21 protein-coding genes are annotated in these 26906 nt (G+C 28.6%); 5 read left to right on the top strand and 16 right to left on the bottom strand.

What is annotated here, in order from left to right; genetic code table 11:
• Positions 1–11: 11 nt before the first annotated feature.
• The 6 genes from uvrC to crcB all read right to left on the bottom strand — a co-directional run bounded on the left by uvrC (position 12) and on the right by crcB (position 7447).
• Positions 12–1862 (bottom strand): excinuclease ABC subunit UvrC, encoded by a 1851-nt coding sequence (uvrC, locus tag KQI68_RS03970; protein ID WP_216548842.1) that lies wholly within the window; start codon positions 1860–1862, stop codon positions 12–14.
• Positions 1863–3623: an aminopeptidase P family protein gene (locus KQI68_RS03965; protein ID WP_216548841.1), complete on the bottom strand. Its 1761-nt coding sequence runs from the start codon at positions 3621–3623 to the stop codon at positions 1863–1865.
• A gap of 119 nt (positions 3624–3742) precedes the next feature.
• Positions 3743–4180, bottom strand: coding sequence for a MaoC/PaaZ C-terminal domain-containing protein (locus KQI68_RS03960; protein ID WP_216548840.1), 438 nt, complete (start codon positions 4178–4180; stop codon positions 3743–3745).
• A 48-nt stretch (positions 4181–4228) separates the two neighbouring features.
• Positions 4229–6277: a histidine kinase dimerization/phospho-acceptor domain-containing protein gene (locus tag KQI68_RS03955; protein ID WP_216548839.1), complete on the bottom strand. Its 2049-nt coding sequence runs from the start codon at positions 6275–6277 to the stop codon at positions 4229–4231.
• Positions 6274–6975, bottom strand: coding sequence for a response regulator transcription factor (locus tag KQI68_RS03950; RefSeq protein ID WP_216548838.1), 702 nt, complete (start codon positions 6973–6975; stop codon positions 6274–6276). The genes KQI68_RS03955 and KQI68_RS03950 overlap by 4 nt, the downstream gene beginning before the upstream one ends.
• Positions 6976–7096: 121 nt before the next feature.
• A complete protein-coding gene (crcB, locus tag KQI68_RS03945) occupies positions 7097–7447 on the bottom strand; it encodes a fluoride efflux transporter CrcB (protein ID WP_216548837.1) in 351 nt (116 codons plus the stop codon).
• A 77-nt stretch (positions 7448–7524) separates the two neighbouring features.
• Here crcB and KQI68_RS03940 point away from each other — a divergent pair, with 77 nt between their 5' ends.
• Positions 7525–8844 (top strand): uracil-xanthine permease family protein, encoded by a 1320-nt coding sequence (locus KQI68_RS03940; protein WP_216548836.1) that lies wholly within the window; start codon positions 7525–7527, stop codon positions 8842–8844.
• Between the two features lie 87 nt (positions 8845–8931).
• The gene (gene alr, locus KQI68_RS03935; RefSeq protein ID WP_216548835.1) at positions 8932–10086 is read left to right on the top strand and encodes an alanine racemase; all 1155 of its coding nucleotides are present in this window, start codon (positions 8932–8934) and stop codon (positions 10084–10086) included.
• Positions 10087–10128: 42 nt separating this feature from the next.
• Here alr and spoVG read toward each other — a convergent pair whose 3' ends face one another.
• Positions 10129–10422, bottom strand: a complete 294-nt coding sequence (spoVG, locus tag KQI68_RS03930; RefSeq protein ID WP_216548834.1) for a septation regulator SpoVG — start codon at positions 10420–10422, stop codon at positions 10129–10131.
• A 178-nt stretch (positions 10423–10600) separates the two neighbouring features.
• On the opposite strand from spoVG, the gene murC reads away from it, so the two are divergent.
• The gene (murC, locus tag KQI68_RS03925; protein WP_216548833.1) at positions 10601–11995 is read left to right on the top strand and encodes a UDP-N-acetylmuramate--L-alanine ligase; all 1395 of its coding nucleotides are present in this window, start codon (positions 10601–10603) and stop codon (positions 11993–11995) included.
• A 107-nt stretch (positions 11996–12102) separates the two neighbouring features.
• Here the strand turns inward: murC and KQI68_RS03920 are convergent, their stop codons facing one another.
• From KQI68_RS03920 to KQI68_RS03900, 5 genes are all read right to left on the bottom strand, one after another.
• Positions 12103–12996 carry an NADH:flavin oxidoreductase gene (locus tag KQI68_RS03920; protein WP_216548832.1) on the bottom strand — a complete coding sequence of 298 codons (894 nt, stop codon included), beginning with the start codon at positions 12994–12996 and terminating at the stop codon, positions 12103–12105.
• Position 12997: 1 nt separating this feature from the next.
• The gene (locus KQI68_RS03915) at positions 12998–15220 is read right to left on the bottom strand and encodes a stalk domain-containing protein (RefSeq protein WP_216548831.1); all 2223 of its coding nucleotides are present in this window, start codon (positions 15218–15220) and stop codon (positions 12998–13000) included.
• A 119-nt stretch (positions 15221–15339) separates the two neighbouring features.
• Positions 15340–16407, bottom strand: a complete 1068-nt coding sequence (locus tag KQI68_RS03910) for a pyridoxal-phosphate-dependent aminotransferase family protein (RefSeq protein ID WP_216548830.1) — start codon at positions 16405–16407, stop codon at positions 15340–15342.
• Between the two features lie 112 nt (positions 16408–16519).
• A complete protein-coding gene (locus tag KQI68_RS03905) occupies positions 16520–17611 on the bottom strand; it encodes a PIN/TRAM domain-containing protein (RefSeq protein ID WP_216548829.1) in 1092 nt (363 codons plus the stop codon).
• Positions 17612–17644: 33 nt separating this feature from the next.
• On the bottom strand, positions 17645–18127 hold the full coding sequence (locus tag KQI68_RS03900; protein ID WP_216548828.1) for a CarD family transcriptional regulator: 483 nt from the start codon (positions 18125–18127) through the stop codon (positions 17645–17647).
• 225 nt (positions 18128–18352) lie between these two features.
• Between KQI68_RS03900 and msrB the strand changes: the two genes are divergently transcribed.
• Positions 18353–19309 (top strand): peptide-methionine (R)-S-oxide reductase MsrB, encoded by a 957-nt coding sequence (gene msrB / locus KQI68_RS03895; protein ID WP_216548827.1) that lies wholly within the window; start codon positions 18353–18355, stop codon positions 19307–19309.
• Positions 19310–19323: 14 nt separating this feature from the next.
• Here msrB and KQI68_RS03890 read toward each other — a convergent pair whose 3' ends face one another.
• A complete protein-coding gene (locus tag KQI68_RS03890) occupies positions 19324–20610 on the bottom strand; it encodes a bifunctional folylpolyglutamate synthase/dihydrofolate synthase (RefSeq protein WP_216548826.1) in 1287 nt (428 codons plus the stop codon).
• 188 nt (positions 20611–20798) lie between these two features.
• On the opposite strand from KQI68_RS03890, the gene brnQ reads away from it, so the two are divergent.
• Positions 20799–22103, top strand: coding sequence for a branched-chain amino acid transport system II carrier protein (brnQ, locus tag KQI68_RS03885; protein ID WP_216548825.1), 1305 nt, complete (start codon positions 20799–20801; stop codon positions 22101–22103).
• Between the two features lie 25 nt (positions 22104–22128).
• Here brnQ and radA read toward each other — a convergent pair whose 3' ends face one another.
• Genes radA through KQI68_RS03870 form a run of 3 tightly spaced genes read right to left on the bottom strand, consistent with a single transcriptional unit; the run spans position 22129 to position 26892 of the window.
• The gene (gene radA / locus KQI68_RS03880) at positions 22129–23505 is read right to left on the bottom strand and encodes a DNA repair protein RadA (protein WP_216548824.1); all 1377 of its coding nucleotides are present in this window, start codon (positions 23503–23505) and stop codon (positions 22129–22131) included.
• Positions 23477–25942, bottom strand: a complete 2466-nt coding sequence (locus KQI68_RS03875; RefSeq protein ID WP_216548823.1) for an ATP-dependent Clp protease ATP-binding subunit — start codon at positions 25940–25942, stop codon at positions 23477–23479. Before KQI68_RS03875 ends, radA begins: the two co-directional genes overlap by 29 nt.
• A complete protein-coding gene (locus KQI68_RS03870) occupies positions 25939–26892 on the bottom strand; it encodes an ATP--guanido phosphotransferase (protein WP_246541242.1) in 954 nt (317 codons plus the stop codon). Before KQI68_RS03870 ends, KQI68_RS03875 begins: the two co-directional genes overlap by 4 nt.
• Positions 26893–26906 lie beyond the last annotated feature (14 nt).

Genomic DNA, 26906 nt, shown 5'->3' with positions numbered 1-26906 from the left:
TACTACCTCTTTTATGATTTAACTCTGAAATGATTATATAGTGACTCAGCACTTCTTTTATCCATGGAATCAACTTCTAGAAGTTCTTCTACTGATGCATTTTTTATTTTCTCGATTGATTTGAAGTGTTTTAATAATTTATTTTTTCTTGTTGGACCGATTCCTTTAATATCATCTAATTCAGATTTAAACATTGTTTTAGATCTTAAACTTCTGTGATAATTAATAGCAAATCTATGAGCTTCTTCTTGAATTCTATAAATCATTTTATAAGCTCTTGAATTTAATTCAATATTAAACTCTTCATTGTTATAAATTATTCCTCTAGTTGTATGAAAATCGTCTTTTACAAGTCCACTTATAGGAATATTAATATTTAATTCGGCTAAAACTTCTCTTGCAGCATTGACTTGTCCCTTTCCCCCATCCATCATAATTAAATCAGGGAAATTTGAAAAAGATGTCTTCTTACTTTTTTTCTTTTCATCGACACCTCTTTTAAATCTACGCCTTAAAACTTCTTTTAAACTTGAATAATCATCAGGGCCCACAACGGTTTTTATTCTAAATTTTCTGTAGTCACTTTTTTTAGAATCTCCATTTTCAAATACTACCATTGACCCAACTGACTCTACTCCAGAAATATTAGAAATATCATAAGCTTCTATTCTAATTGGAGTTTCATCAAGTCCTATTAAATCTCTAATATCCTCAAGTGCCCTTTTATTAGATTCAGCTCTTTTCTTATATTTATCTCCATATTTTTCAATCATATCAAGAGCATTTCTTTTAACCATCCTGATTAGTTCTTTTTTGTTACCCTTTATTGGAGTTGTAATAGTAACTTTACCTTCTCTTTTAGAACTCAACCAGTCTTCTAATAAGGAAACATCAACTGGTTCCTCTTCTATAATAATTTCTTTAGGTATATAGCTTGCACCAATATAAAATTGTTTTATAAAAGAGGCAAAAATTTCTGAATAAGATTCATTAAAATAATCTCTAATCATATAGTGTTCTCTACCGACAATTTTTCCGTTTCTAAAGAAAAATATTTGAATAAGAACTTCATCTATTCCCTTTGCAAGTGCAATAATGTCTTTATCATCTCGTGCTTGAGGATCAGAGATTAGTTGTCTTTCTTTTAAATACTCGAGATTTTTAATTCTATCACGAAAATCTGCTGCATTCTCAAAATCAAGTCGTTCTGAATATTCATACATTTTCTTTTCTAATTTATCTAATAGTTTTGTATTAGAACTTCTTAGAAAATCAAGTACATCATCAACCATTTCATTGTATTTTTCTTCATCAACATTTCCAATACAAGGACCTATACATTTTCCAATATGGTAGTTAAGACAGGGTCTGTAATTTTTTTCTTCGACCTTTTCTAAATTTAAATTACAAGTTCTCAAAGGATAAAGTCTATTAAAAGTTTCTATAGAATCATTTACTGCAAAAACATCTGGATAAGGTCCAAAATATTTTGCTCCATCCTTTAAAATTCTTCTAGTTTTCATAACTCTTGGAAATCTTTCATTTGTAATTTTGATGTAGGGATATTGTTTGTCGTCTCTGAGAAGAATATTATATTTAGGGAGATTATCTTTAATTAAATTTGATTCTAAAACAAGGGATTCAACTTCGTTTTCAACTATAATATATTCAAAGTCATGAATTTTTGAAACCATGCTGGCTACTTTTTTTGAACTTTTGCCATAAGAACCAAAATACTGTCTTACTCTTTTTCTAAGAGATTTGGCTTTGCCAACATAAATTATTTCATCTAATTCATTTTTCATAATATAAACTCCCGGTTTATCCGGAAGTTTATCAAGCCTTTCTCTTAAATCTATCAATTATTTTTCAACCTTTCTAGTTGTTTCCTTTAAATATTCTAAAATATCCGCTTCAAGATAAGGACTAAGTTTTTCGTAAACCTCTTTGTGATAAGTATTTAATACCTCAACCTGTCTATCTGAAAGTAAATTTATATCGATTGCCTTTAGTTCAAGTGGACAAAAGCTAATAGTTTTAAATTTATTGAAAACTGAATCTACAGTTTCACAATCAGGAACAACTCTTAATATATTTTCAATCCTAATTCCATGTTTATTTTCTTTATAAACTCCAGGTTCATTGGAAACAATCATATTTAATTTCATTCTAACTGCAGGAACTGATGGAGAAATTCTGTGTGGGCCTTCATGAACTGAGAGCACAAACCCAATTCCATGGCCGGTACCACATTTATAATCTTGTCTATCTTGCCACATTGAGTATCTTGCAATTCCATCTAGAGCTATATCATAAGTTCCTTCTAAGAAAACACAATCCATTAAGTTTAAATGAGATTTTAAAGTCATTGTGTAATCGTGAATTTCTTCTTTGGTTAATTCTCCCATTGCAATTGTTCTTGTAATATCTGTTGTTCCAGAATAATATTGTCCACCAGAATCAACAAGATAAAAACCCTTTGGCTTAATCATTGATTGATTATCTTTACTTGCAGAATAATGCATCATAGCTGCATTAGCACCATAAGCAGAAATTGTATTAAAAGAATTTGATATATAAAGTGAATCTTCTGCTCTAAAACTATCAAGTTTCATGGCAGCGTCATATTCTCCAATTGCTACTTTTTTAATTTCTTCTTTAAGCCAGTAGATATATTTAAATAAAGCGACTCCATCTCTTATATATGTGTCTTCAAGATTTTTTATTTCTACATCATTTTTGATAGCTTTTAAATCTTCTGAAATATTGTTACCAAAAATAATTTCATTATTTTCAGATATACTTTGATAAATTCTCTCGTTAATTGATTTATCATCTACATATATTTTTTGATTTTTATAACTTTTTAAATAATCATAAAATTCAGAGTAATCTTTTATTTCTGCTACTTTATTAATTACATTAGAAATATTTGAAACTTTCTCTTTATCTACAAATAGAATTACTTTATCATCTTCTATGATTAAAAATGAAATAACAACAGGTGTGTTTTCAATGTCATTACCTCTAATATTAAGTATCCATGAATTGTCAACAAGTGAAGAAATTATAGTCATGTTTGCATTTTTTTCTTTGTAGCCTTTCCTAACTTCTTCAATTTTTTCTAAAGCACTTTTCCCAGCATATTTTATATCTAATATAAAGGCATCATCTTTTGGAAGAGGATATCTATTATTCCATAAATCACAAGTTAAGTCTATATCAATAATATTTATGTTTTTAGGAATCAATTTATTTTTAAGACTTAAATAATTTGAATGAGAAAAATATTCTGCATTAAGACCAATTGTCATTTTCTCTTTTATATTTTCTTTAATCCACTCATCATAATTTAAAACTCCAGATAAGCCTTGCTTTTGAAGTTCAAATCCATAGTCTTTAATTTGATTTGCAGCTTGAATAAAGTATCTTCCATCTGTCCAAAGATATGCTTTATCTTTTGTTATGACAGCAGTGCCTTGTGAACCTGTAAATCCAGTTACAAATTCTCTTTCTTTATAATAATCAGGAAGATATTCTGAACCATGTGGATCATTAGTTGGAATTATATAAAAATCTATATTATTTTCTAACATTTTATTTCGAATATCATTTAAAATCACATTATCACATCCTATAAGATATATTATCACAAGTTAAAAAATGAGCAAATAAAAAAAGTTCGGCATATAACCGAACTCAGACTGTTTACAACCTCAGTTTAGAAATTAACCGAACCCTTTCATTTAATTTTCTTACTCACAAGATAAATTGCTTCAAGACTTATTACCTTTTCATCATTTTGATTTGTACTTTCAAAGTAAAGTCTAACAGAACCCACAGGCTTATCTTGAGATGGGCTGACTTCTAAAATTTTGACCTTAGATTTTAAAACATCTCCTGCAAAAACTGGTTTATGCCATCTTAAATTATCAAGACCAATACCAGCAATTACTCCTTCACTATCAATTTTTGTGTTTACCCACTTGCTCCACGTAAACACTAATGTGAAAAAACCTGATGCAAAAATTTTATTAAATCTCGATTCCTTTCCACCTTCTTCATCGATGTGAAATGGTCTGTTGTCATAAACTTTTGCAAAATTTATCATTTCTTCTTCGTTAACTTCGTGAGGCTCTATAAAATATTCTTTTCCAACTTCATAATCTTCTAAATACATGATATCACCCCTGTAGAGTTATATATCCTAATAATTATATATTAAACATTAGAAGATAATTGTAATTTTAAATAAGTCCCCGTCAATGTCAATATTAAAGCTTGCTCCATGAGCTTTTACAAAAGAAGATGCAATTGAAAGTCCAAGACCTGATCCTGATGTTGTTCTAGATTTTTCTCCACGAGTAAATCTTTCTATTAATTCATCTGGTGTAATATCAAGTGGATATTTAGAAATATTTTTTATAGTAAGTTTAACTTCATTATTGTTTTCAAGTTCTAAGTAAACTCTTGAGTTTTCTAAAGCATATTTTGATATATTTGAAAATAAATTATCTAAAACTCTAGACATTTTTTGCCCATCAATATTTAAGATTACTTTTTCTTCTGGTAGCTTAGAAATTATTTCTATATTCTTTTCAGATATTTTATCTTCCCATTCACCTATTGATTGAGCAATTAATGATTTAAAATCTAAATTTTCTCTCTGTAGTTCAATATTATTTGAACTTGCCTTAGACACTTCAAATAAGTCTTCGATTAAAACTTTAAGTTTATTAGACTTTTCATTGATAATTTTAGAATATTCCTTTATTTCTTCTTGGCTATTTCCCTCTTTATTTAATAAATCTGAATAATTAATAATTGATGTAAGTGGAGTTTTTAAATCATGGCTTACATTAGTTATAAGTTCTGTTTTTAGCCTTTCTGATTTAAGAGCATCTTCAACTGCTATATCTAAGTTAGAACTTATATTGTTAAAGTTTTCAATTATTCCGCTGTAGATTCCATTATTATTTTCTATTTTGTTTTTATAATCTCCAGCAACAATTTTATTGGATTCTTTGTTAATTCTTGCAACTTCATTTATATTTGAAATTAAAACGAAGTATAAAGAAGCTCCAATGATTAAAATTATCGCCAAAGCAAGAGGATTAGTTTGCATAATTAGAAGTAAAAATAATACAACTAAAATGATAACAGAGAAAATTATTGTGAATTTAATTTTATAGTTATTAAATTTCTCAGTGTTTAAATCGGACATTTCTCCAATAATTTTTCTAAAAATTCTACAGATGATTGAATTTTCTAATAATAAATTTCCAGAATTTTTACTAAAGACACTTTTTAAATTAATTGTTAAGTGTAAACCTGTTAAAGTAACTAAGAAACAACCTATAAAGAACAATAGATAATATATTTCTAGACTATTATATATAAAATATAAACTAGTTGTACCTATACCTAAGAAAAATAACATAAAGAATAATATTCCAACTATTTCTATTGGTATAGAAAATATTGCCCTAAGCTTATCAGAATTCTTAATCTTATTAATATTTAGAATAAGACCTACTACAAATGATAAAACTAGTGAAGTAAATACTGAAGTTCCTCCTGAGATATAAATATTATCTATCATTGAATCTATTTCAATATTTTTAAAAACTGGATCATCTAAATTACCATAATATGCAAATTTTAAATTTTTTATATTTTTGTCCATTAGATAATTGTTATAATATTCTAAGATTTCTTTTTTAAATTTATCTATTAGAAATGAATAATTACTGTTGTCAAATCTTTTACTTCTACTTATTTTATCAAATTGTACTTTCTTTCCATCAAATGTACCAGAAATAAAGAAATCTTTTCCTTTAGTATCTAATTGAAGTGGCTCAAATTCGGGTTCAACAATATCATTAGAAATGTAAAATGTACCAAATTCTCCCTTAATATAAGGTATGTTCAAATCCTCTTCATACATATAGTCTTTTGGATTAAGTCCTTTATCCTCCAAACTTTTCTTTTGTTCAAATTTCTTTATAATTTCAGAATCTTCTACGACATCTCCATTTGGATAATAATATTTTAACTTATATGACTTTACAGCATATTTGAAGTGATATTCACTGTCATAGTTTCCTCCATAAAGAGAATTTCTAACTGTACTTGAAATCTTATCATAGCTAAATTGTTTTAAATTTCTTCCTCTATTTAATTCATGCGTATATAAATTACCAATTACTAGAGAAATAGCAGATATAATTAAAATTAAAATAATAAAGCTACTTAATTTATATTTATCCTTATTCATTTTCTACCTCCATCTTCAAACTTGTATCCCAAGCCCCACTGAACTTTCAAATACATTGGTTTTTTTGGATTTACTTCTATTTTTTCTCTAATTCTCCTTATATGAACTGTGACAGTTTTAGCTTCAATGGCGGGCTCATTCCACACATTTTCATATATTTCTTCAATAGAGAAAATACGATTTGGATTATTCATGAGAAGTTCTAAAATTTTAAATTCAATTGATGTTAATGTAACGGGATTATCATCTACGAAAACTATTTTTTGATTTAAATCTAATTTAATTCCGCCAATTTCAATAAAATTAGAATCATCTTTTCTTGAATCATAGGAATAAAATCTTCTTAAATTACTTTTTACTCTTGCTATAAGTTCAAGAGGATTAAAAGGTTTTTGGATATAATCATCGGCGCCAATATTTAGTCCAAAAATTTTATCTGTGTCTTCTGATTTTGCTGATAAAATTAAAATTGGTACTACAGATATTTCTCTTAACTTGATAATAGCCTCTTCCCCAGAAAGTTTCGGCATCATAAGATCCATAATTATTAAATCAATTTTTTCTTTTTCAAAAATTTCTAAAGCTTCAAGTCCATCATAAGCATAAAAAATATTATAATTTTCATTTTTTAAATAAATTCCAATAGATTTAGATATGTCCTTGTCATCTTCTGCAATTAATATATTAAAATTTCTCATGTCTTCCTCCTTGAATTTATAATAACAAACACAAATTACAAAAAATCTTCTTAATTATTAAGAAATTCTTAAATTTACACACAAACTATAGATTATTGCTATTATTTACAGTCTGTGTGTATTAAATTAAGATTCTAGCAATATTAATTGCAATTATTGATAGAAATAAACTTAAAACTGCATAAAATATAGAATAAAAATTTTCTCCAGCATTTGACAGATTATATATCTCAAAAGTAAATGTTGAAAATGTAGTAAAACCACCACAAAATCCAACTTTTAAAAATACTAATAACTTTTCATTTATATTTTTTTCTTCGGCATAAAATGATATAAATGCGATTATAAAAGCTCCCGTTACATTAATTAAAAGCGTTGAAAGTGGAAAATTATTTTTAGTTTGAATAGTTTGACTAATAAAATATCTCAAAATGCTTCCAAGTGCTCCACCTAAAGCAACAAATATATACAATTTAAGTCCCCCTTTAATTGTTAATAAATTTCATATGTGTTAAAATACTTTATTATTTATATTATAAAGGAGTTATTGTGGAAAAGTATAATGGAATTAAATTAGAATATAATATTAATGATAATCCAAATTTTTTAAAATCGTCGCTACTTGGTTTTCAAAATATTTTAACTGCATTTAGTGGTATTATCGCAGTACCATTAAGCATTGCTGCTATTTCAGGCACAAATGTCGAAGAAACAGCACTGATGGTTTCAGCAGCTTTACTTGCTTCAGGTATTTGTTCATTTATTCAAACTAAAGGGATTGGTTTTGGAAAATATAAAATAGGAATAGGGCTTCCAACAATTATGGGAACTGATTTTGGTTTTGTGCCTCCAGCTAATGCAGTGATTAATACTATGGGCGGAGGACTTGCAGGGTATTTTGGTGCGACAATTATGGGGGCTTTTTTAGAATTTATTTTAAGCTTCTTTATAAAACCTCTTTTAAAATTTTTCCCAGACATTGTAACATCAACTGTAATAACATTAATTGGAATTACAATGATGCCTGTTGCCTTTGATTGGGTTGGAGGTGGAGCAACTGCAGAAAATTTTGGTGACCCACTTTATATTGCCATTGCAACCTTTACTTTTCTTTTAATAATTTTTATAAATCATTACGGACGAGGATTTATTACAACTGCCTCAGTTTTTATAGCAATGATTGTTGCATATATTATATGCATTCCACTTAATCTTGTAGATTTTTCTAAAATTATAGAAGCACCTTGGATTGCACTACCACAAATTTTACCCTTTGGTATTACATTTGATATAAAATTTTTAATGCCTTTTATAGCAGGCTATTTAGTGACAATAATTGAAACTGTCGGAGTGATGAAAACTTTAGGATCAGTTTGTGAGGTTGAACTTAGCGATAGCGATATTGCAAATGGAGTTAGAGCAGATGCTGTGGGTTCTATGATTTCTCCTCTTTTTGGATCAGGAGCCGCTCAAAGTTTTAGTCAAAATGTTGGACTAATTCCTTTAACAAAATGTGCATCAAGAAAAGTTGCACTCTTTTCTTCGGCAATTTTAATTCTAATGAGTTTTTGTCCAAAATTTGCAATGCTAGTTTCTATTATGCCCACACCAATTTTAGGAGGTGCAGGAATACTTATGTTTGGAACAATTATCGCTGCAGGTATTCAATCATTAAGTAGAACGAGATTTACCACAAAAAACATTATGATAATAGCATCTAGTATTGGAGTTGGGATTGGAATTACAATTAGACCAGATATTGTTTCAGGACTTCCAACTATTATCTCTTCCCTGTTTTCTTCTGGCATTTCAGGTGGGACAATAGTTGCTGTTCTTTTAAATATTTTATTAATAGACAAAAAATATTAAATTTGGAGCTTAGGCTCCTTTTTTATTTTTCAAAAAATTCTCATGTGATATAATATTAATATTACACAAAAGAATGAAGGTATAAAAATGGATTTTTTAAGAAGACCTGCTTGGATTGAAATTAATCTCGATAACTTTATACATAATATTAAAGAGATTAAAAATAAAATCAGCGAAGATGTTCAAATTATGAGTATAGTAAAAAGTGATGGTTATAGATTAGGTGCAATTCCTTTTGTTCGAGAATCAAGAGAACTTGGAGTGAAATACTACGGAGTTGCAACATTGTCTGAAGCTTTAGCTCTTAGAAAAGAATTTGAAGATGTTGAAATTTTAATCTTGGGATATACTCCCGATTATCTTTTTAAATCAGCAATAGAAAATAATATAATCCTTTCCCTTTCAAGCTTAGAAAATGGTTTAAAGCTAAATGAAAAAGCAAAAGAATTAAATAAAACTACTAAAGTTCATATTGCTTTTGACAGTGGCATGTCTAGAATTGGATTTCTAGCAGATGAAGAACACTTAGACGAGGTTGAAAAAATTTATAATCTATCTAATCTTAATGTAGAAGGAATATTTTCACATTTTGCAGCTTGCGAAGGTGATCATGATTTTACAAAAAATCAATTTGATAAATTTTCTGATTTTCTAAAAAGACTTGAAAAAAGAGAAGTTATTTTTAAATACAAACACATAGCTAACTCTGCTTCAATTTTATTTTATAGAGAATATGATTTTAATATGGTAAGACCTGGAATTATTCAATACGGACTAACTGATGCAAAAGAATTGGCAGATTCATATAATTTAAAAGAAATATTTGAATTAAAAGCACAGATTGCTTCAATAAGAGAAGTTAAAAAAGGTGAAACTGTAGGATATGAAAGAAATTATACTTGTGATAAAGACACTAAAATAGTTACAATTCCACTTGGTTATGCCGATGCTTTTCCCAGAATTTTATCAGGTAAGATCGAAGTTTTAATAAATGGTGTTAGATGTCCTCAAGTTGGATTGATTTGTATGGATCAAATGATGGTTGATGCGACAGATGTTGAAGTTAAAATTGGAGATGAAGGCGTTTTAATTGGAAAACAAGGTGACGAAGAGATAAGAGTAAGAGATATTTGTAAATTCAGCGGAGACTGCGAAACATCTTTTATTACCCACTTTAATAGAAGACTTCCTAAACACTATTTTAAAAACAATAAATTAATAGATACAATTGATATAATTTAAAAAAACTGGTAGAGAAGTCACAGGCTTCTTACCAGTTTTTATTTATTCTTCTTCATTTTCACTATCTTCAGATTGTATTTCATTTAATACTTCTTCGTATTTCTTAAATACAACATCTTCTAATTCTTTTCTAGTCTCAGCATTAATTGGATGTGCAATATCTCTGTATTCACCGTTAGGAAGTTTTCTGCTAGGCATTGCTAAAAATAATGAATCATTACCTTCTATGATTTTTATATCATGAAGTGCAATTTCGTTGTCAAATGTTACAGATACAATTGCTTTTAATTTTCCGTCTGCGGGTATTTTTCTAATTCTTACATCAGTTATATTCATTTTGTGCACTCCCCTTCTTTTTATTAATTATAGCATAAAATCTTGATAAAATAAATTATATTTAAATATATTAATTAATCAAAATAGTTAAAAGTTTTTAATTTTTTTACTTTATTTCTCATATTATTAAAATCATGACTATTTGTGGTATAATTAAAAAGAATTGGAGGAAATAACTTTGTTTGAAATTAACATAGATAATAGCGATTATAAAAATATATTTTTTATTGGTATTGGCGGAATTAGTATGTCAGCACTTGCAGAATTAATGCTTGATAGAGGCTATAATGTTTTTGGAAGTGACAGAAGTCATACAATTAATACAGATAAATTAGAAAAAAACGGCGCAACAATTTATTATGAACATAAGAAAGAGCATATAAAAAATATGGATCTTGTTGTATTTACAGATGCAATTAGTTTTGACAATGAAGAATACATGCAAGCCGTTAAAGATAAAATTGATATTGTAGATAGGGCAACTTTTCTAGGCGCTGTAATGAAAAACTTTAATTCTTCTATAGCAGTTTCTGGAACTCATGGAAAGACTAGTACAACTTCTATGATTGCTGAAATTATTAAAGATTTAGATGTTAATCCTACAATTATGCTTGGAGGTCAACTAAAAGATATTGATGGCAATATTAGAATTGGTGGAGAAGATTTATTCTTAACAGAAGCCTGTGAATACAAGGCAAATATATTAAAATACTTCCCTACAACTGCAATTATTTTAAATATTGATGAAGATCACTTGGATTATTTTGACAATATTGATCACATTATTAAGACATTTAAAAGATATGTAGATAACTTAGATAGTGAAGCCATTGCAATTTTAAATGCCGATGATGAAAATGTTGAAAAACTTTATCCAATCGAAAATTGTAAAGTTATTACGTTTGGTATAAATAATGAAGCTGATGTAATGGCAAAAAATATTGATTACGATGAAAATGGATTTGCATCTTATGATTTGTATATTAATGGAGAAAAAATAAATCGTGTAAGTCTTTCAATTATGGGTAATCACAATGTATTAAATTCTCTTGCAGCTATTGCAGCTTCTCGTGTTAATGGAATTTCAATCGAAAATTGTATAAAGGGGCTAAAAGATTATAAAGGCGTTGAAAGAAGACTTGAAAATAAAGGAACATATGAAGGTGCTCAAATTGTAGATGATTATGCACATCATCCTACTGAAATAAAATCATCTATTCATGCTCTGAAGGTTTCATGTAAAGGAAAACTAATAACAGTTTTTCAACCTCATACATTTACTAGAACTAAACTTTTATTAGATGCATTTTCCAAGTCTTTTGATGAGTCTGATATAATTATTATTACTGATATTTATGCAGCTAGAGAAAAAGATTATGGTGATATTCATTCAAAAACTTTAAAAAATGCCATTGCGGAACACAGAGACAATGTTTATTATATTGCTGAGTTTGATGATATAATAGATTTTATAAAAAATAATATCGAGGAAGATGATATAGTTGTCACTATGGGTGCAGGCGATGTTTATAAAATTGGAGAAATTTTGTTAAAAGAAAAAGCGACTATTTAAAGCCCGCTTTCAGACTGATGACAAAGTAAAAACCCACTATAAAAGCTAACTCGTTAAGCTTTATAGTGGGTTTTCTATAATCTGATGCAATTATTAAAGTCGCTTTTTTATAATTTAAAATCTTTTCTCAAAGCAGCTCTACCAATTCCAACCATATCACATGATTTTTCATCTAGTAATTTTTGAGCTTCTTCTCTTGACTTAATTCCACCAGCCATTAAAACTTTTAAATTTGTTTCATCTTTAACTTTTTTAGCTTCAGATGTGAAATAACCAAGTTCATTTTCAGAATGTTTTAAGAATCCTGTTATTCCACCTGATATGTCAATGTAGTCGATGTATTTTTCAAGAATTTTAGAAGCCTTTACTGCATCTTCAATTACATTTCCACCTTCAACATAATCGCAAGCTCCAAGTCTAACAAAAACTGGGTAATCAGGCATTTCATTTTTTATTTTTTCTAAAATTTCTATTAAAAATCTAAGTCTATTTTCTAAACTTCCGCCGTATTCATCATTTCTTTTATTAGTAACTGGTGAGAAGAATTGATTTAAAAGATATCCATGAGCAGAGTGAATTTCCACAGCATCATATCCCATATTCTTAACCCTAATTGCAGATTGTAAAAACTTCTCTTCAAGTTCTTTTATATCTTCAACTGAAAGTTCTAATACTCCTTCTTCTTCTGAAGCTCCAAACTTAATTTCGCTTCCCTTTGAATTTCTACCACCATGGGCAATTTGCATTATTGCCTTAACTTCATGCTTTTGAATAACTTTTCTAATTTCAGTAAGAGTCTTTTCATCATAATTTTCATCAATAGACATTTGTTTTGGACTTGCTTTTCCCCTTACATCAACATAGGCATGCTCTAAAACTATTAGTCCAAACCCTTTATTTGCCATTTCCTCATAATAATCAATTAACGAAGGGTTTGGTATTCCATCGATTGAGTTTTCTTTTGCCATTGGTGGCAAATAAAAATTGTTTTTAAATTCCATATTACTCCTTATTGCTATTTATATTATTGTCATTTTTAGAATTTTTATTATTGTTTATATTATTATTAGAATTTTTATTGTTATTCCTTTCTGATTGTTCTTTATATTCAATTATTGATTCTTCAATTACATCTTTTTCAGAACTTGAATTATCTGCTTTTGAAATAATTTCAATTTCGCGAGTTTCGTCAATATAATTTACATTCATTCCAAGATTTTCTGCAACAAACCTAATAGGCACATAAGTCCTATCGCCTTTTATAATAGATGCTTGATCAATTTCTAGATTACTTTCATTGATTTTAATAATCTTAGAATCTATTGGAAGTTCAATAATATTTCCGTTGTAATTAATTGTCACAAGTCTTGAATCATTGTTCCAATTTACTTCTCCACCTATAGCTTCAATAATAAATCTAATTGGAACAAGTGTACGAGAGTTTGAAATAAATGGTTTTGCGTCCATTTTTTTTGCTTCTCCATTTATGCTGTAATTTACATCATTGACTTTCATTTTTATAAATTTAGAATTTTCGTCAAACAATCTTAATGTTGAAGTTTTTTCTCCAATTTTAGCTATAATCTTTGGATTTTCACCGTAGCTTATAATATTTATACTAGAATCACTTGGATTTATATTTGCATTAATATCTTCAAAAGAAATATTTATAATTTTTGGAGAAATATTTATTTTTCTTCCATTGAATTCTCCAATAGCTTTTAATTTAATGTTGCTTCCATTTTTAATAATTTGTGTGCTTGGAGTAATTTTAATATTATTATATGCTGAAGCATCAGCTACATTTATCTCTTTATTAAAACTTTCTCCCTTATCAGTAGTTACTGTAAGATTAAATTTACCAGGAGTTAGAGCGGTATAAAGAGTTCCATTTAAAATATTAGCTCCATTTGAATTTTCAGATAAACTGTAATTTCTATTTTTAATATCAATTGGATTTAAATATTCATCCCATGCGGACTTTAATTTATATTCTGAAGTTTCTCCAACTATAGTATTTAAATTACCTTCAACTTTTCCATTTACAATTACTCCAGTATTTTTAGTAGTATTAAAAACTCCAAGTCCATTAACTACTTTTCTCTCGCCTGCATTTTTTTCAGGATTAGTAACTCTTGTTCTATTTATATCTCCAAGATTTCTAACAGACATTGCAGTTGAGCCACCACCATCAAGGTTAAGAGCAATATCGCAACCTAAATCAAGCATAAATTGAGAAAGTTCTCTTAAACTCATACCTGATGATCTATTTGTCCTTCCTTCTGTAGTAACTATAAAAACTGTTTGCTTGTCTTTACTTACTCCAACAGCAGTTCTTGCTCTAACTCCACCAAGTGATGCAGTATCCTTGGTATAATTTTTTACTGCTCCATTTTGCACTAAAAGAGCGTGTCCACCAATCATCATCTTCCAATTTCTGTTTGGATTAATATTTGTTTCAATTTTTAACTTGTCTCCAACTTTCACATTTTGTTGGATAAATCTTTCGGACCCACCACTGACTTGAAGAACTTTCTTTCCTTCTGGGATTTTCATATCTATATTTTTTCTAAATTGGATTTGTTCAACAACATTGTCTTTAGAGAGTAAGACCTCTCCTGCTGTTTTATCTCCTCTGGATTTTGAAGACCAAAAAGAATCATACATCTGAATTTTAGATTCGTGAGAATATTCTTTTGATGGTTGATACCAATAATATGTCTTATTTAGTCCATCAATAGGATATGAATTGCCATTAGGTGCAGTAACTTTTCCTGCAAAATTTGTAATCTCAATATGAGCGTTGTTATTAGAGTCAATTCCAAAAGACCAAATATCAGTCAACACAGCTGGAGATGACTTTATCTCACCATTAATTACAGAAGCTCCCATTGGTGCACCTTGAAGATTCATAGTAAAGAAATCTCCATTAACTAGTGCTACTGCATTAGTTCTATTTGCCATTTGTGTGACTGTAGCTTTATTAGTGTAAGTACCCGCACCTGCAACTGTATTAATTTTAATATAAGGATTGTTTAAATCAACTTTAACTACATTAGCTTGTGCATTTTTAGATTTTTTCTCAACTGTGTATTTATATCTAACAACTCCAGGTGCAATTTCTTCTTGGAAAAGCAACTTATTTTCAGCAAATACATTTCCAACTAAAGTTATTAGAAAAACAAGAGAAAAAGCACATACTATTTTCTTTATTTTTTTATTCATAATTTCACCTACATTTCAAATATGAGTATAAATTAATTGCGTTAATTACTCAAAGAAAATATGCAATTGTAATAAAAATTTAATTAAAAAGACCCTAGTATAACTAGAGTCTAAAAAGATTATAATCCTAAAACTTCTTCAATATTTTTTGTAAGGTATTTCATATCTTCAATTGTATAATCTCCCATATGACCAACTCTAAAAGTTTTATTTATTAAGTCTCCATATCCATTGGAAATCATAATATCTCTTTCCATTAATTTATTATTTAAATCATTAAAATCAATATTATTTGTGTTATTTATAGCAGTAATAGTAGGAGATTGATATTTAGGATTGCCATAAACTGGGAAATATTTATTAGCCCATTGTTTGAAGTAGTCGCTCATTTCAAGATGTCTTTTATATCTATTTTCTACTCCCTCTTCATTTACTATATAGTCAAGTTGATAAGCTGCGCTAACCATATTTGAAATTGCAGGAGTTGAAGGATATTGGAAGTCATGATCTTTAATAAAATCGTATAGATTTACAAAGTCAAAATAATGCCCTCTATTTTCAACGGTCTTTGCTTTTTCATAGGCTTTATCTGAGATTGAAGCAAAGCTAAGTCCTGGAGTGAGGCCTAAACATTTTTGAGATGAAGTGATTACTATATCTATTCCATAATAATCTTGATTAATTGGAGTACCACCAGCCGAACTTACTGCATCAAGAGCCCAAATAATATCACTGTGTTGAGCAATAATATCTTTAAATTCATCTAAATCATTTTTGATACCTGTAGAAGTTTCATTGTGAGTAATTCCAACAAAATCGAAATCGTTTTTATTTAAAAGTTCCTTTAATTTATTTATATCAGTAGCTTCTCCACTTACAGATCTTAAAATATCAGTTTCAATGGAATTTTCAAGACCAAGTTTATACCATAACTCTCCAAAAGATCCTAAGCTACAAATTAGTGCTCTTTTTTTAGTACAAGATCTAATAGCACCTTCCATAAGTCCTGTACCTGAAGATGTAGAAGTTATAATAGTGTGCTCTGTGCCTAATATTTTTTGTATATTTATGCTAATAGTTTTTTGGATTTCAGAAGCTTGTGCAGATCTATGTCCAATAACCGGCTCTAAAAACTTTTCTAATACTTCTTTTCTAACAGAAACAGGTCCTGGTAAAAATAATTTCATCTTTTCCTCCTAATTTTATTTGAAAATAAAAATCATCTATATTTCTACTTAAAAATGATAATACAAAATTTTTATATAGTCAAATAAAAAACTCTGCATATGCAGAGCCTTTTTATGACTTGGGTTTTGCAAATATCATCTTCCCTGCGGAAGTTTGAAGTGCGCTTGTAACCACTACATCAATGCTATTACCTATTAAATTCTTTCCATTTTCAACTACAATCATTGTTCCGTCGTCTAGATATGCAAGACCTTGATTTTGTTCTTTACCTTCTTTAATAATATGGATGTGCATTTCTTCGCCAGGGAGATAAGCAGGTTTAACTGCATTGGCAAGCTCGTTAATGTTTAGCACATCGAGGTTTTGAACTCTTGCAACTTTATTTAAATTAAAGTCATTTGTTACAATTTTACCGCCAAGATCAAGTGTTAATTTAAGAAGCTTTGAATCAACTTCAGGTATTTCATCAATCATACCCTTGTAAATTACAACTTCAATATTATTAAGTTCTTGAATTTCAGCAACTGTATCAAGGCCTCTTCTTCCTCTATTTCTCTTTAAATTATCAGAAGAGTCTGCAATATGTTGAAGCTCCTCTAATACGAAAACTGGAACAATTAAGGGTCCTTCTATAAATCCACTTCTTGCAATGTCAAGTATTCTTCCATCAATAATAACTGAAGTGTCTAAAATTTTAGGGATTCCTGAATATTCTTTTGAAGGCTCCTTAATCTTAGGTGTTTTCTTAGATGATGATGAAGTAATTTCTCTAATTCTATCAGAAAGAGTTATCTTACTTGACATTCCAATTTTTAAACCTAAATATCCTAACATTCCATATAACAATATGGATATTACAGAACCCACATAAGGTATTGGAATTTTATAAATTGGTTGTGAAACTAAAAATGCTATTATAAGTCCAATTATAAGTCCAACTGCCCCTAATAATATTTCTGTTAATGATTTTGTTTGAATTTGTTTTTCCCATACAGATAAAAGTTCTTCCAAAGTTTTTAAAGCCTTTGGAGATAGTATAAAAAATATAAGTCCGAATAAAATAACAATTGCAGCAGAAACTGCAGTAACTATACTTTTATTTTCTATGGTTCTAACAAATTGGATTTCAGACAAAACATTTACAAGAAATAAACCAGCAAGTGCTCCAATTAAAGTAAATAATACTTTAAATATTCTGGACACTATTTTTCTATTCTTGCTAATAATAATCACTCCTTATCCAAATATTGCTTTGTCAATTAATTTAGTTATTTCTTCAACGTCTTTGTCATAAACCAATGCCATTTCTGAAACAATAATTTGTCTTGCTTCATTTAAAATTTTTCTTTCACCTGTAGAAAGAGATTTTTTTTGATCTAAATTCTCTAGACATTTAATAACTTCTGCAATCTCTATAAGATTTCCAGATTTTATTTTTTCAAGATTAAATCTATATCTTCTGTTCCAGTTCTTAGGAACTTCAATTTCTTCAAGTGAAGACAATTCTTCTAGTACACTGTCCATTGCATCAACATTAGAAATTTTACGCAAACCAACTTCTTCGGCATTTTTTATAGGAATCATTACCTTCATTTTATTTATAGGTAGTTTCATAATATAATATTTATGAATATTTCCTAATATTTCACGTTCTTCTATTGATACTATTGTACCCGCTCCATGCATTGGATATACAACTTTATCGCCAATGTCAAACATATTTTACCTCCTATTTCCCCACATAATAGTATATCAGAAAAATTCTATAAAGTAAAATATTTAACTATACCATATTTTATTAACTTATGCAAAAATATTTTAAAACTAAAATAATTTATTTTATTATAAAACTTTATTGTGATAATATCAAAGATAATTTGTGAAATTATTTCTAATATTTTTTACACTTCTATATTGGGGTATAAATCAGATGAGGTGAAGTTAATGAATAGCAATTTAAATATAAAAACTATATATCTTGCTGGAGGATGTTTTTGGGGAACTGAATATTATTTTCAAAACATTAAAGGAATTTTAAAGACCATAGTAGGATATGCAAATGGAAAGACTGAAGATACTAATTACGAGATTGTTGCTTCTACTGACCATTCAGAGACAGTTAAAATTTATTACGATTTTTCTGTGATTTCTCTAACAGAAATTCTACTCCATTTTTTTAGAATTATAGATCCTCACTCAGTTAATAGACAAGGAAATGATATAGGAAGACAATATAGAACTGGAATCTATTGGGAAAAAAATGATGAGAAGTCTAAAGAAATTGTTGAAGACTTTATAGAATATCAAGAAGAAAAAATTGGAAATATTGCAGTTGAAATCTCAGAAATAAAGAATTTTATAAAAGCCGAAGATTATCATCAAGATTATTTAGAAAAAAATCCAAATGGCTATTGTCATGTTAATTTAAATTTAATAGATGAGCCACTTATAGATGATGATAGAAAATTTATAGATTCAAATGAGAAAAAGAGAGAAATATTAAATGATATAAGTTACGATGTTATGGTTAATTCAGCAACTGAAAGACCTTTTACAAGTGAGCTAAACGATGAGTATAGAAAGGGAATTTATGTAGATAAACTTTCTAAAAAGCCTCTTTTTGTGTCAAGTGATAAATTTGATGCCGGTTGTGGTTGGCCATCATTTTCAAAGCCAATAATCTCAGATGATTTAGAAGAAGTTAATGATACTTCTTATGGAATGAGAAGAACTGAAGTTAGATCAATTTCTTCAGATTCTCACTTAGGTCATGTATTTCCAGATGGTCCAAGAGATAAAGGTGGACTTAGATATTGCATAAATGGAGCATCTCTAAAATTTATTCCCTATGAAGAAATGGATGAATATGGATACTCTGATTATAAAATTTTTGTAAAATAAAGAAAAAGCAGAAATTAATCTGCTTTTTTTATTTTGTCTAATATTATTTTTCTTATATCTTTTATTAAGTAAAGTGATCCGCACCAAAGTATTAAATCTTTTTCACTTGCAAGTTCAAAGGTTTTTGAAACTGCTTCTTCCCTATCTTTTATTGCATAAATGTTTTTATTAGAAAATTCTTTGAATTCCCTTTCTAAGTCTTTTAAATCAGTTTTTCTATAATTATCTATTTCAGTTATGACTATTTCATCTGCAATATTTTCAACTAGTTTTAAAATATGAGAATGATCCTTGTCTTTTAAAAGACTAAAACCTAGAATTAATTTATCATAATTAAATTTTTTAATATTTTCAACAAGTCTTTCAACTGAATCTAAGTTGTGAGAACCATCAACAAGAATTGTTGGATTTTTAGATAAACATTCTATTCTTCCAATATTTTTTGCATTTTCAAGTCCTTTTTTTATTAAATCTTCATCTAGATTTAATTCATCTTTTAAAAAATCAAGAATAGTTATAGCAAGAGATGCATTATATGCTTGATACTCTCCAACTAAATTAATTTTTAGATTTTTATGCTTTCTAAAATTAAAAACTGTTTCATTATCTCTAGATGAAATTATTTTAACTTCTTCAATTTTAAATTCATTGTAATTGGAATTTTTTTCTTTTGATATTTTCTTTAATGTATCACTGGCTTCTTTTTCTTGAGGGTAGCTAAAGACATTTGATTTTTCTTTTATTATTCCACCTTTTTCTTTTGCAATTTCATGTAAATTATTTCCTAAAATATTTACATGATCTAATGAAATATGGCAGAAAACTGGAATTGATTTTTCCATTACATTAGTTGAATCAACTCTTCCTCCCATTCCAACTTCAATAACTCCAAAATCAACCTTTTCTTTTGAAAAATAAATAAATGCTATCGATGTAATTATTTCGAATCCACTTACATAAATTTCTTTACTATCTAAGAATTCAACTTTCTCTCTAACTTCATTTGCAATTTTTGTAAAGTCATCTTCAGAAATATAATCTTCATTTATTTGGACTTGTTCTCTTATATTTGTAATATAAGGAGATGTAAATTTACCAACTTTTAAATTATTCGCAAGTAAAGCATTACTTAAAAAGCTTGCAGTTGATCCCTTGCCATTAGTTCCTGTTATGTGAATAACTTTATATTTATCTTGAGGCTTATCAAATAATTCTAAAAGCTTTTTTATATTGTCTGTTGTAAACTCACCAAGAGGAATATTTCTATTTTCAACCCATTTAACTGACTCTATATAGTTCATTTCTTACTCCTTTAAGTTATGTATAAACATATATTAACACTTACATAATTTTTAGTCATTAAATAATTTGCAAACTTTTAGATAAAGTAAAATTATTTTACTTTAAAAATACCTTATTAATTAATAAAAGGAAAGTATTCCATAAGAAAATGTGATATTATATTTTTATATACGTGGGAGGTTTTTTTATGAATCGCGAAATTAAATACAATGATGTTTTCATTATTGGTTTTGCACTTTTTGCTATGTTTTTTGGTGCAGGAAACTTGATTTTTCCACCATATTTGGGACTTATCACTGGTTCTAAATGGTGGGTTGGATTTTTAGGATTTGGTATTGCTGATGCTGGTCTTGGACTTCTTTCAATTATTGCCCTTTCAAAATACGATGGAAACTTAAATTTACTTGCTTCTAGAGTTAATAAAGTATTTGCTATTATTATTTCAACTGCAATTATATTATGTATAGGACCTTTTTTAGCCACTCCTAGAACAGCAGCTACAACTTTTGAAATTGCAATAGCTCCTATATTTGGAAGTTCAATAAATAGATATGTATTTTCAATAATTTTCTTTGTAATTACATGTCTATTAACTATTAGACCAAATAAGGTTGTAGAGATTGTAGGAAAATTTTTAACACCTGCTTTAATTATTTGTATCGTAATTTTAATTACAAAGGGAATTTTTTCTCCTATTGGAGAAATTTCTGACAATTCAATGATTACAAATATTTTAGAAAGAGGAATTAAAGATGGTTACCAAACAATGGATGCAATAGCAGGTTGCATGTTTTCTCTTGTTGTCATAAATGCCGTAAAAGAAAGAAATTATTCTTCAGAGAAAGTTGAAATAGAAGCAACAATAATTTCAGGTATTATAGCTGCTATTTGTTTGGCTGCAATTTATGGTGGACTTACTTATCTTGGAGCTCAAGCTTCAGGACTTGGTAACTATGGAATAGATACTAATAATACTACACTTCTAGTTGATATTACAAATAGAATCCTAGGAGGCGTTGGAGTTTATATTCTTGCAATTATTACTGCTCTAGCGTGTTTAACTACGGCAATCGGTCTTGTTTCCTCAGCTGGTAACTTTTTTAATGATCTTTCCAAGGGAAAAGTTTCTTATGAAGTAAATGTAATTATTTGCTCAGTTATTTCATGCTTAATATCAATGCTTGGTGTTAGCGAAATTATAAAGATTTCAGCACCAATACTAGAAACACTTTATCCATGTGCAATGACAATTATTTTAATCGGACTTTTCAGTAAAAAAATTAAAGATGATTTAATTTTCCAAATTCCTGCATTTGTATCATTATTCTTTGGAATTCTATTTGTTCTAAATGGATATGAAATTCTTGGATCTTTTGGGGAAACATTAAATAATTTACCCCTTCAACAATATGGAATTGGCTGGATTGTTCCCATGCTTATAGGACTTTTTGTAGCAATTGTAATTTCTAAATTTAAAACTAAAAAAGCATAAAAGAAGCTGTGGACTGCCCACAGCTTTATTTTAATTTAAAAACTTCTTTTAATAGTTCCAAAATATTTGAAACTTTTCTTATTTCTAAGGTTTTATAATTTTCTATTTTGACATTTGCATACTTAGAAACATAGGCCTTTTTAAATCCCATTCTTTCAACTTCTCTAAGTCTAGGCTCTAGACTTGGAACATTTTTAAGTTCTCCTGTAAGTCCAACATCAGCAATAAAAACTGAATTTTGTTCAACGGATTGATTTAGTGTTGAAGAAACTATGGAAACCATTACAGATAAGTTTGCAGCCTGTTCTTTTAATTTTATACCACCAGTTGTCTTTACAACTATATTTTTATCCAAGAATTTTATTCCAGCTCTTTCTTCAAGGATTGAGACCAATGTGTTTAATTGATCTTTTTGAAGACATTCAGAAATACGAGATGGATAAGGTAAAAATGTTTTAGATGCAAGAGCTTCTGTTTCAAGTATTATAGGTCTTGTCCCTTCTCTTATCACTGATAGAGATGAACCTGGAACTTCTGCATTTCCCTCTCTTTTTGTCATAAAATATTCTGAAGGATTGTCAATTGATAGCATTCCCTTTTCAGTCATTGAGAAAAATCCAATCTCACCAGTAGAACCATATCTATTTTTTGTGGCCATTAAAGACCTTAAATCTTCTGAAGATTCGCCTTCAATTAATAAAACTGTATCCACTAAATGCTCAAGACTTCTAACCCCTGCAAGTTCATCTTGTTTAGTCATTTGACCAACTAGAAAAACCATTCTAGGTTTGTTAATATCCTTAGCTATTTCAGTCATTTTATAAGCACATTCCATAGTCTGCGTTGGTGTACCTGGTCTTTGTGTAAATTCATCTAATGTAAATGTTTGAATTGAATCAATGATTATAAAACTTGGATCAATTTTATCAACTTGATCTAGTACAGAATTAAGTGAAGTTGTAGAATAAACCCAAATATTATCAGATAACTTATCAAGAATTCTCTCGGCTCTCATTTTTATTTGAGTTTCTGATTCTTCTCCTGATGCGTATAAAACCTTTAAACCTTTATTAGCTAGGTCATTTGCCACCTGCATTAAAAGCGTTGATTTACCTGAACCTGGCTTTGCAGTTAAAATACTAACAGAGTCACGGACGATTCCACCGCCCATAACTCTATTAAATTCTTCAATATCAGTTTTGATTCTCTCATCAGATGAAATTTTTACAGATGATAATTTTAAGGCATCTTTATTTGATTTTTTCTTAGAAGAAGATTTATTACCTGTTTCCTCTTCTTTTTCTTCTAAAGTATTCCATGCTCCGCAATTAGGACATTTTCCAAAGTAACCATGGGAAATATATCCGCAATCACTACACTGATACACTGTCTTCTTTTTCATTTTTTACTGACTTTTTCCTTTTTGATTTATTAATTTGAATCTTCTTGTACTTAACATCAACATTAATTTCGTCGCCGTCTTTAATATTACCTTCAAGGTATTCGTCTGCAATTTTATCTTCAATTAATTTAGTAATTGTTCTTGAAAGTGGCCTTGCTCCAAATTTCTTGTCATAACCTTCTTCAACAAGAAAATCAACAAGCTTGTTTGTAAATTTAGCACTGATGCCCATGTCAAGAAGTCTAGTTTTAAGAGTTTCAAGCATATTCTTAACAATTGATTTAATTTCTGTCTTATCAAGAGTTTTAAATATTACGACATCATCAATTCTATTTAAAAACTCTGGTCTAAATCTCTCTTTTAGTGAACTATTTATAATATCTTTCATTTGCTCAAATTCATTTTTCTTGGCATCATCGCTGGATGTTGAGAAGCCTAAAACTGAATTTTTAGCAAGTAAGTTAGCACCAACATTAGAAGTCATAATTATAACGGTGTCTTTGAAACTTACAGTTCTTCCCTTTGAGTCTGTAAGTCTTCCATCATCTAATATTTGAAGTAAAATATTAAATATGTCAGGATGTGCCTTTTCAATTTCGTCTAAAAGAATAACTGAGTAAGGGTGTGTTCTAACAGCTTCTGTTAATTCTCCACCTTCATCATAACCTACATATCCTGGAGGTGATCCAACAAGTCTAGATACGGTAAATTTTTCCATATATTCAGACATATCGAATCTAATCATATTTTCTTCTTTACCGAAAAGATTTTTAGCTAGACTTTTTGCAAGAAATGTCTTACCTACACCAGTTGGTCCCACAAACATAAAGGATCCAATTGGTTTATTTGGATCTTTAAGTCCAATCCTAGATCTCTTAATCGCCTTAGAAATAGTCTCTACAGCATTATCTTGTCCTTTTACATCTTCTTTTAAGTTTACATCAAGATCTTTTAACTTTTCGCTTTCTTCTTCAGTCATATCCTTTACAGGAACTTTAGACCATTCAGAAACTATATCGGCAACTAATTCTTTAGTAACTTCTTTTTTCTGCTCATTTTCTTTAAATTCTTCAAGCTTTTTCTTGTATTCAGCTTCAACTTTTTTCTGTTCATCACGAAGATTTGCAGCTAATTCATAGTCTTGATTTTTAACGGCTTCATTCTTTTTGTCTTCTATTTCTTCTAGCTTAGCTTTATATTCTTCTTCAAATTCTGGGACTTTATAAGATTCTATTTTTAATTTAGAGCTAGCTTCATCAATCAGGTCTATTGCCTTATCTGGTAAGAATCTGTCATTTAAATATCTATCAGAATATTTGACTGCAGCTTCAATTGTTTCATCAGAAATTATTACATTATGATGATTTTCATAAATGCTCTTTAATCCATTTAATATCTTAATTGAATCTTCTACACTTGGTTCTTCAACCATAATTGGCATAAGTCTTCTTTCAAATGCACTGTCTTTTTCAATATTTTTTCTATATTCATTAATTGTAGTAGCTCCAATTACCTGAAGAATTGATTTTGTAAGCATAGGTTTTAGAATATTTGATGCATCAAGTGAACCTTCAGCAGATCCAGCACCAATAATTACATGCATTTCATCAATAAAAAGAATAATATTTTTATTCTTTGAAGCTTCAGAAGTTACATTTTTAAGTCTTTCTTCAAAGTCCCCTCTGTATTTAGACCCTGCAATAAGTCCTGAAACGTCCAGAGTTAAAATAATTTTATTTTTCATTACTTCAGGAACATTTCCTGCTACAATTTCTGCTGCAAGACCTTCAGCAATGGCAGTTTTACCAACACCAGGTTCACCTATAAGAACTGGATTATTTTTAGTTCTTCTTGAAAGAACTTGTATTACTCTTTTAATCTCTTTATCTCTTCCAATTACTGGATCAATTTTTCTTTCTTCAGCTTTTTTATTTAAGTTAATTGTATATTTTTCTAATGCTTCTGATGAAATTTCAGGACTTTCGTCGTCATCTTCATATTCATCTATATTATTTAATATTTCATTTTCTAGATTTATAATGTCAATTCCTAATCTTTTTAGGACTAAAATTGCCACACCTTGACCTTCTCTTAAAATTCCTAAAAGAAGATGTTCAGTTGAAACTGTAGTTTCTCCTAATTCTCTTGAAATTTCAAAAGCAAGTTCAAAGATTCTCTTTGTTCTAGGTGTGTAAGCAATACTTGAAAGAACTGGGCCTTGTCCCATAGTAACTATATCAAGTGTTGCATCTTTAGCTTTCTTATAATCTATTCCAAGTTTAGAAAGTACATGAGCACCGGCATCAGTACCTTCTTTAATTATCCCAAGCAGTATATGTTCAGATCCAATGTATGAATGTTTCTGTTCTCTTGCTTCTTGTTGGGCAAAAAGTATGGCTTTTTGTGATTTCTCACTAAATCTACCAAACATACTCATCTAAAAACCTCCCTCATTAAGGCTCTTGTTTTATTAGCTCTTAAAATATCTCTTGATTTTAAGTCTAATATTGAGCCTCTATCAATTTGCAAATGACCATTTCTAAGATTTTGAACTTCACTAAAGAAATCAAAATCTCTATTAGGTTTTAAGATAGACAATTCTACGCCTAAATTAATATTGCTCATTGAATTAATCATCTCTTCTTCTGATATTACCCTAGCGTTGGCAAGAGTCCCATAGGACCTATTTACCATATCTTCAAGAGTAATAATATTATCTAAATAAAGTTTTTTTCTATTTTCCATTTCTATATCAGAAATTTCATTTATTATTATCTTTAATTTTTCTATATAAGATTTTTCTTCTTCGCCAAAAGTTGATTCAAATCCTATTGTAAAAATACTTCCAATTGCTCTTCCAGATCTATCTCTAAAACTTCCAAGAGTATAACCAAGTCTTGAAAGTCCACTTGCCATTTCTTTTACTCCAAAGTAGTTAAGTGCTGGTAGATAAATTAAAGACATTGGACTAAGTCCTGTCCCAGCAGTTAATACATTAGGAGTTAAATATCCAAAATTTGGATCAAAAGCAAAGTGTACATGATTTTCAAGTTCTTCTTCTAATTCATAAATTTCATTAAATAATTCATCTAAGGATTTCTCTGCACTTGAAATTGAAAGTTCAATATGATTATAAGAATTAATTAAAATATCAGGCTTATTATCTTTAATATAATAACCTTTATGCTTTCTATCAATAAATTTTTTATCAAGCTTTCCTTTCTCAATTAATTCTAATTTTTTAAGTGATGATAAATTATCAATGTCTAATTTTTCATATCCTAGATTTAATACAATTTCTTCTAATTGTTCAAGATTTTCTCTCAATTCATCATCATTCATATTTTTTACAAAGTTTTTCGAGTCAACATTCCGATATAATCTCATTGTATTTGCTAAAA

The organism is Peptoniphilus ovalis, from assembly GCF_018919265.1.
Classification (GTDB): Bacteria; Bacillota; Clostridia; order Tissierellales; family Peptoniphilaceae; genus Peptoniphilus_A; species Peptoniphilus_A ovalis.
This window is presented reverse-complemented; position numbering and strand designations above follow the sequence as displayed.

Coding starts and splice junctions, on each gene's coding strand:
- KQI68_RS03955 (WP_216548839.1), bottom strand. CDS start 6,277: ATGAATAAGGATAAATATAAATTAAGTAGCTTTATTATTTTAATTTTA.
- msrB (WP_216548827.1), top strand. CDS start 18,353: ATGAATAGCAATTTAAATATAAAAACTATATATCTTGCTGGAGGATGT.
- KQI68_RS03920 (WP_216548832.1), bottom strand. CDS start 12,996: ATGGAATTTAAAAACAATTTTTATTTGCCACCAATGGCAAAAGAAAAC.
- KQI68_RS03870 (WP_246541242.1), bottom strand. CDS start 26,892: ATGAGATTATATCGGAATGTTGACTCGAAAAACTTTGTAAAAAATATG.
- KQI68_RS03900 (WP_216548828.1), bottom strand. CDS start 18,127: ATGTTTGACATTGGCGATAAAGTTGTATATCCAATGCATGGAGCGGGT.
- alr (WP_216548835.1), top strand. CDS start 8,932: ATGGATTTTTTAAGAAGACCTGCTTGGATTGAAATTAATCTCGATAAC.
- KQI68_RS03890 (WP_216548826.1), bottom strand. CDS start 20,610: ATGAACTATATAGAGTCAGTTAAATGGGTTGAAAATAGAAATATTCCT.
- KQI68_RS03915 (WP_216548831.1), bottom strand. CDS start 15,220: ATGAATAAAAAAATAAAGAAAATAGTATGTGCTTTTTCTCTTGTTTTT.
- KQI68_RS03960 (WP_216548840.1), bottom strand. CDS start 4,180: ATGTATTTAGAAGATTATGAAGTTGGAAAAGAATATTTTATAGAGCCT.
- KQI68_RS03910 (WP_216548830.1), bottom strand. CDS start 16,407: ATGAAATTATTTTTACCAGGACCTGTTTCTGTTAGAAAAGAAGTATTA.
- brnQ (WP_216548825.1), top strand. CDS start 20,799: ATGAATCGCGAAATTAAATACAATGATGTTTTCATTATTGGTTTTGCA.
- KQI68_RS03950 (WP_216548838.1), bottom strand. CDS start 6,975: ATGAGAAATTTTAATATATTAATTGCAGAAGATGACAAGGACATATCT.
- spoVG (WP_216548834.1), bottom strand. CDS start 10,422: ATGAATATAACTGATGTAAGAATTAGAAAAATACCCGCAGACGGAAAA.
- KQI68_RS03875 (WP_216548823.1), bottom strand. CDS start 25,942: ATGAGTATGTTTGGTAGATTTAGTGAGAAATCACAAAAAGCCATACTT.
- radA (WP_216548824.1), bottom strand. CDS start 23,505: ATGAAAAAGAAGACAGTGTATCAGTGTAGTGATTGCGGATATATTTCC.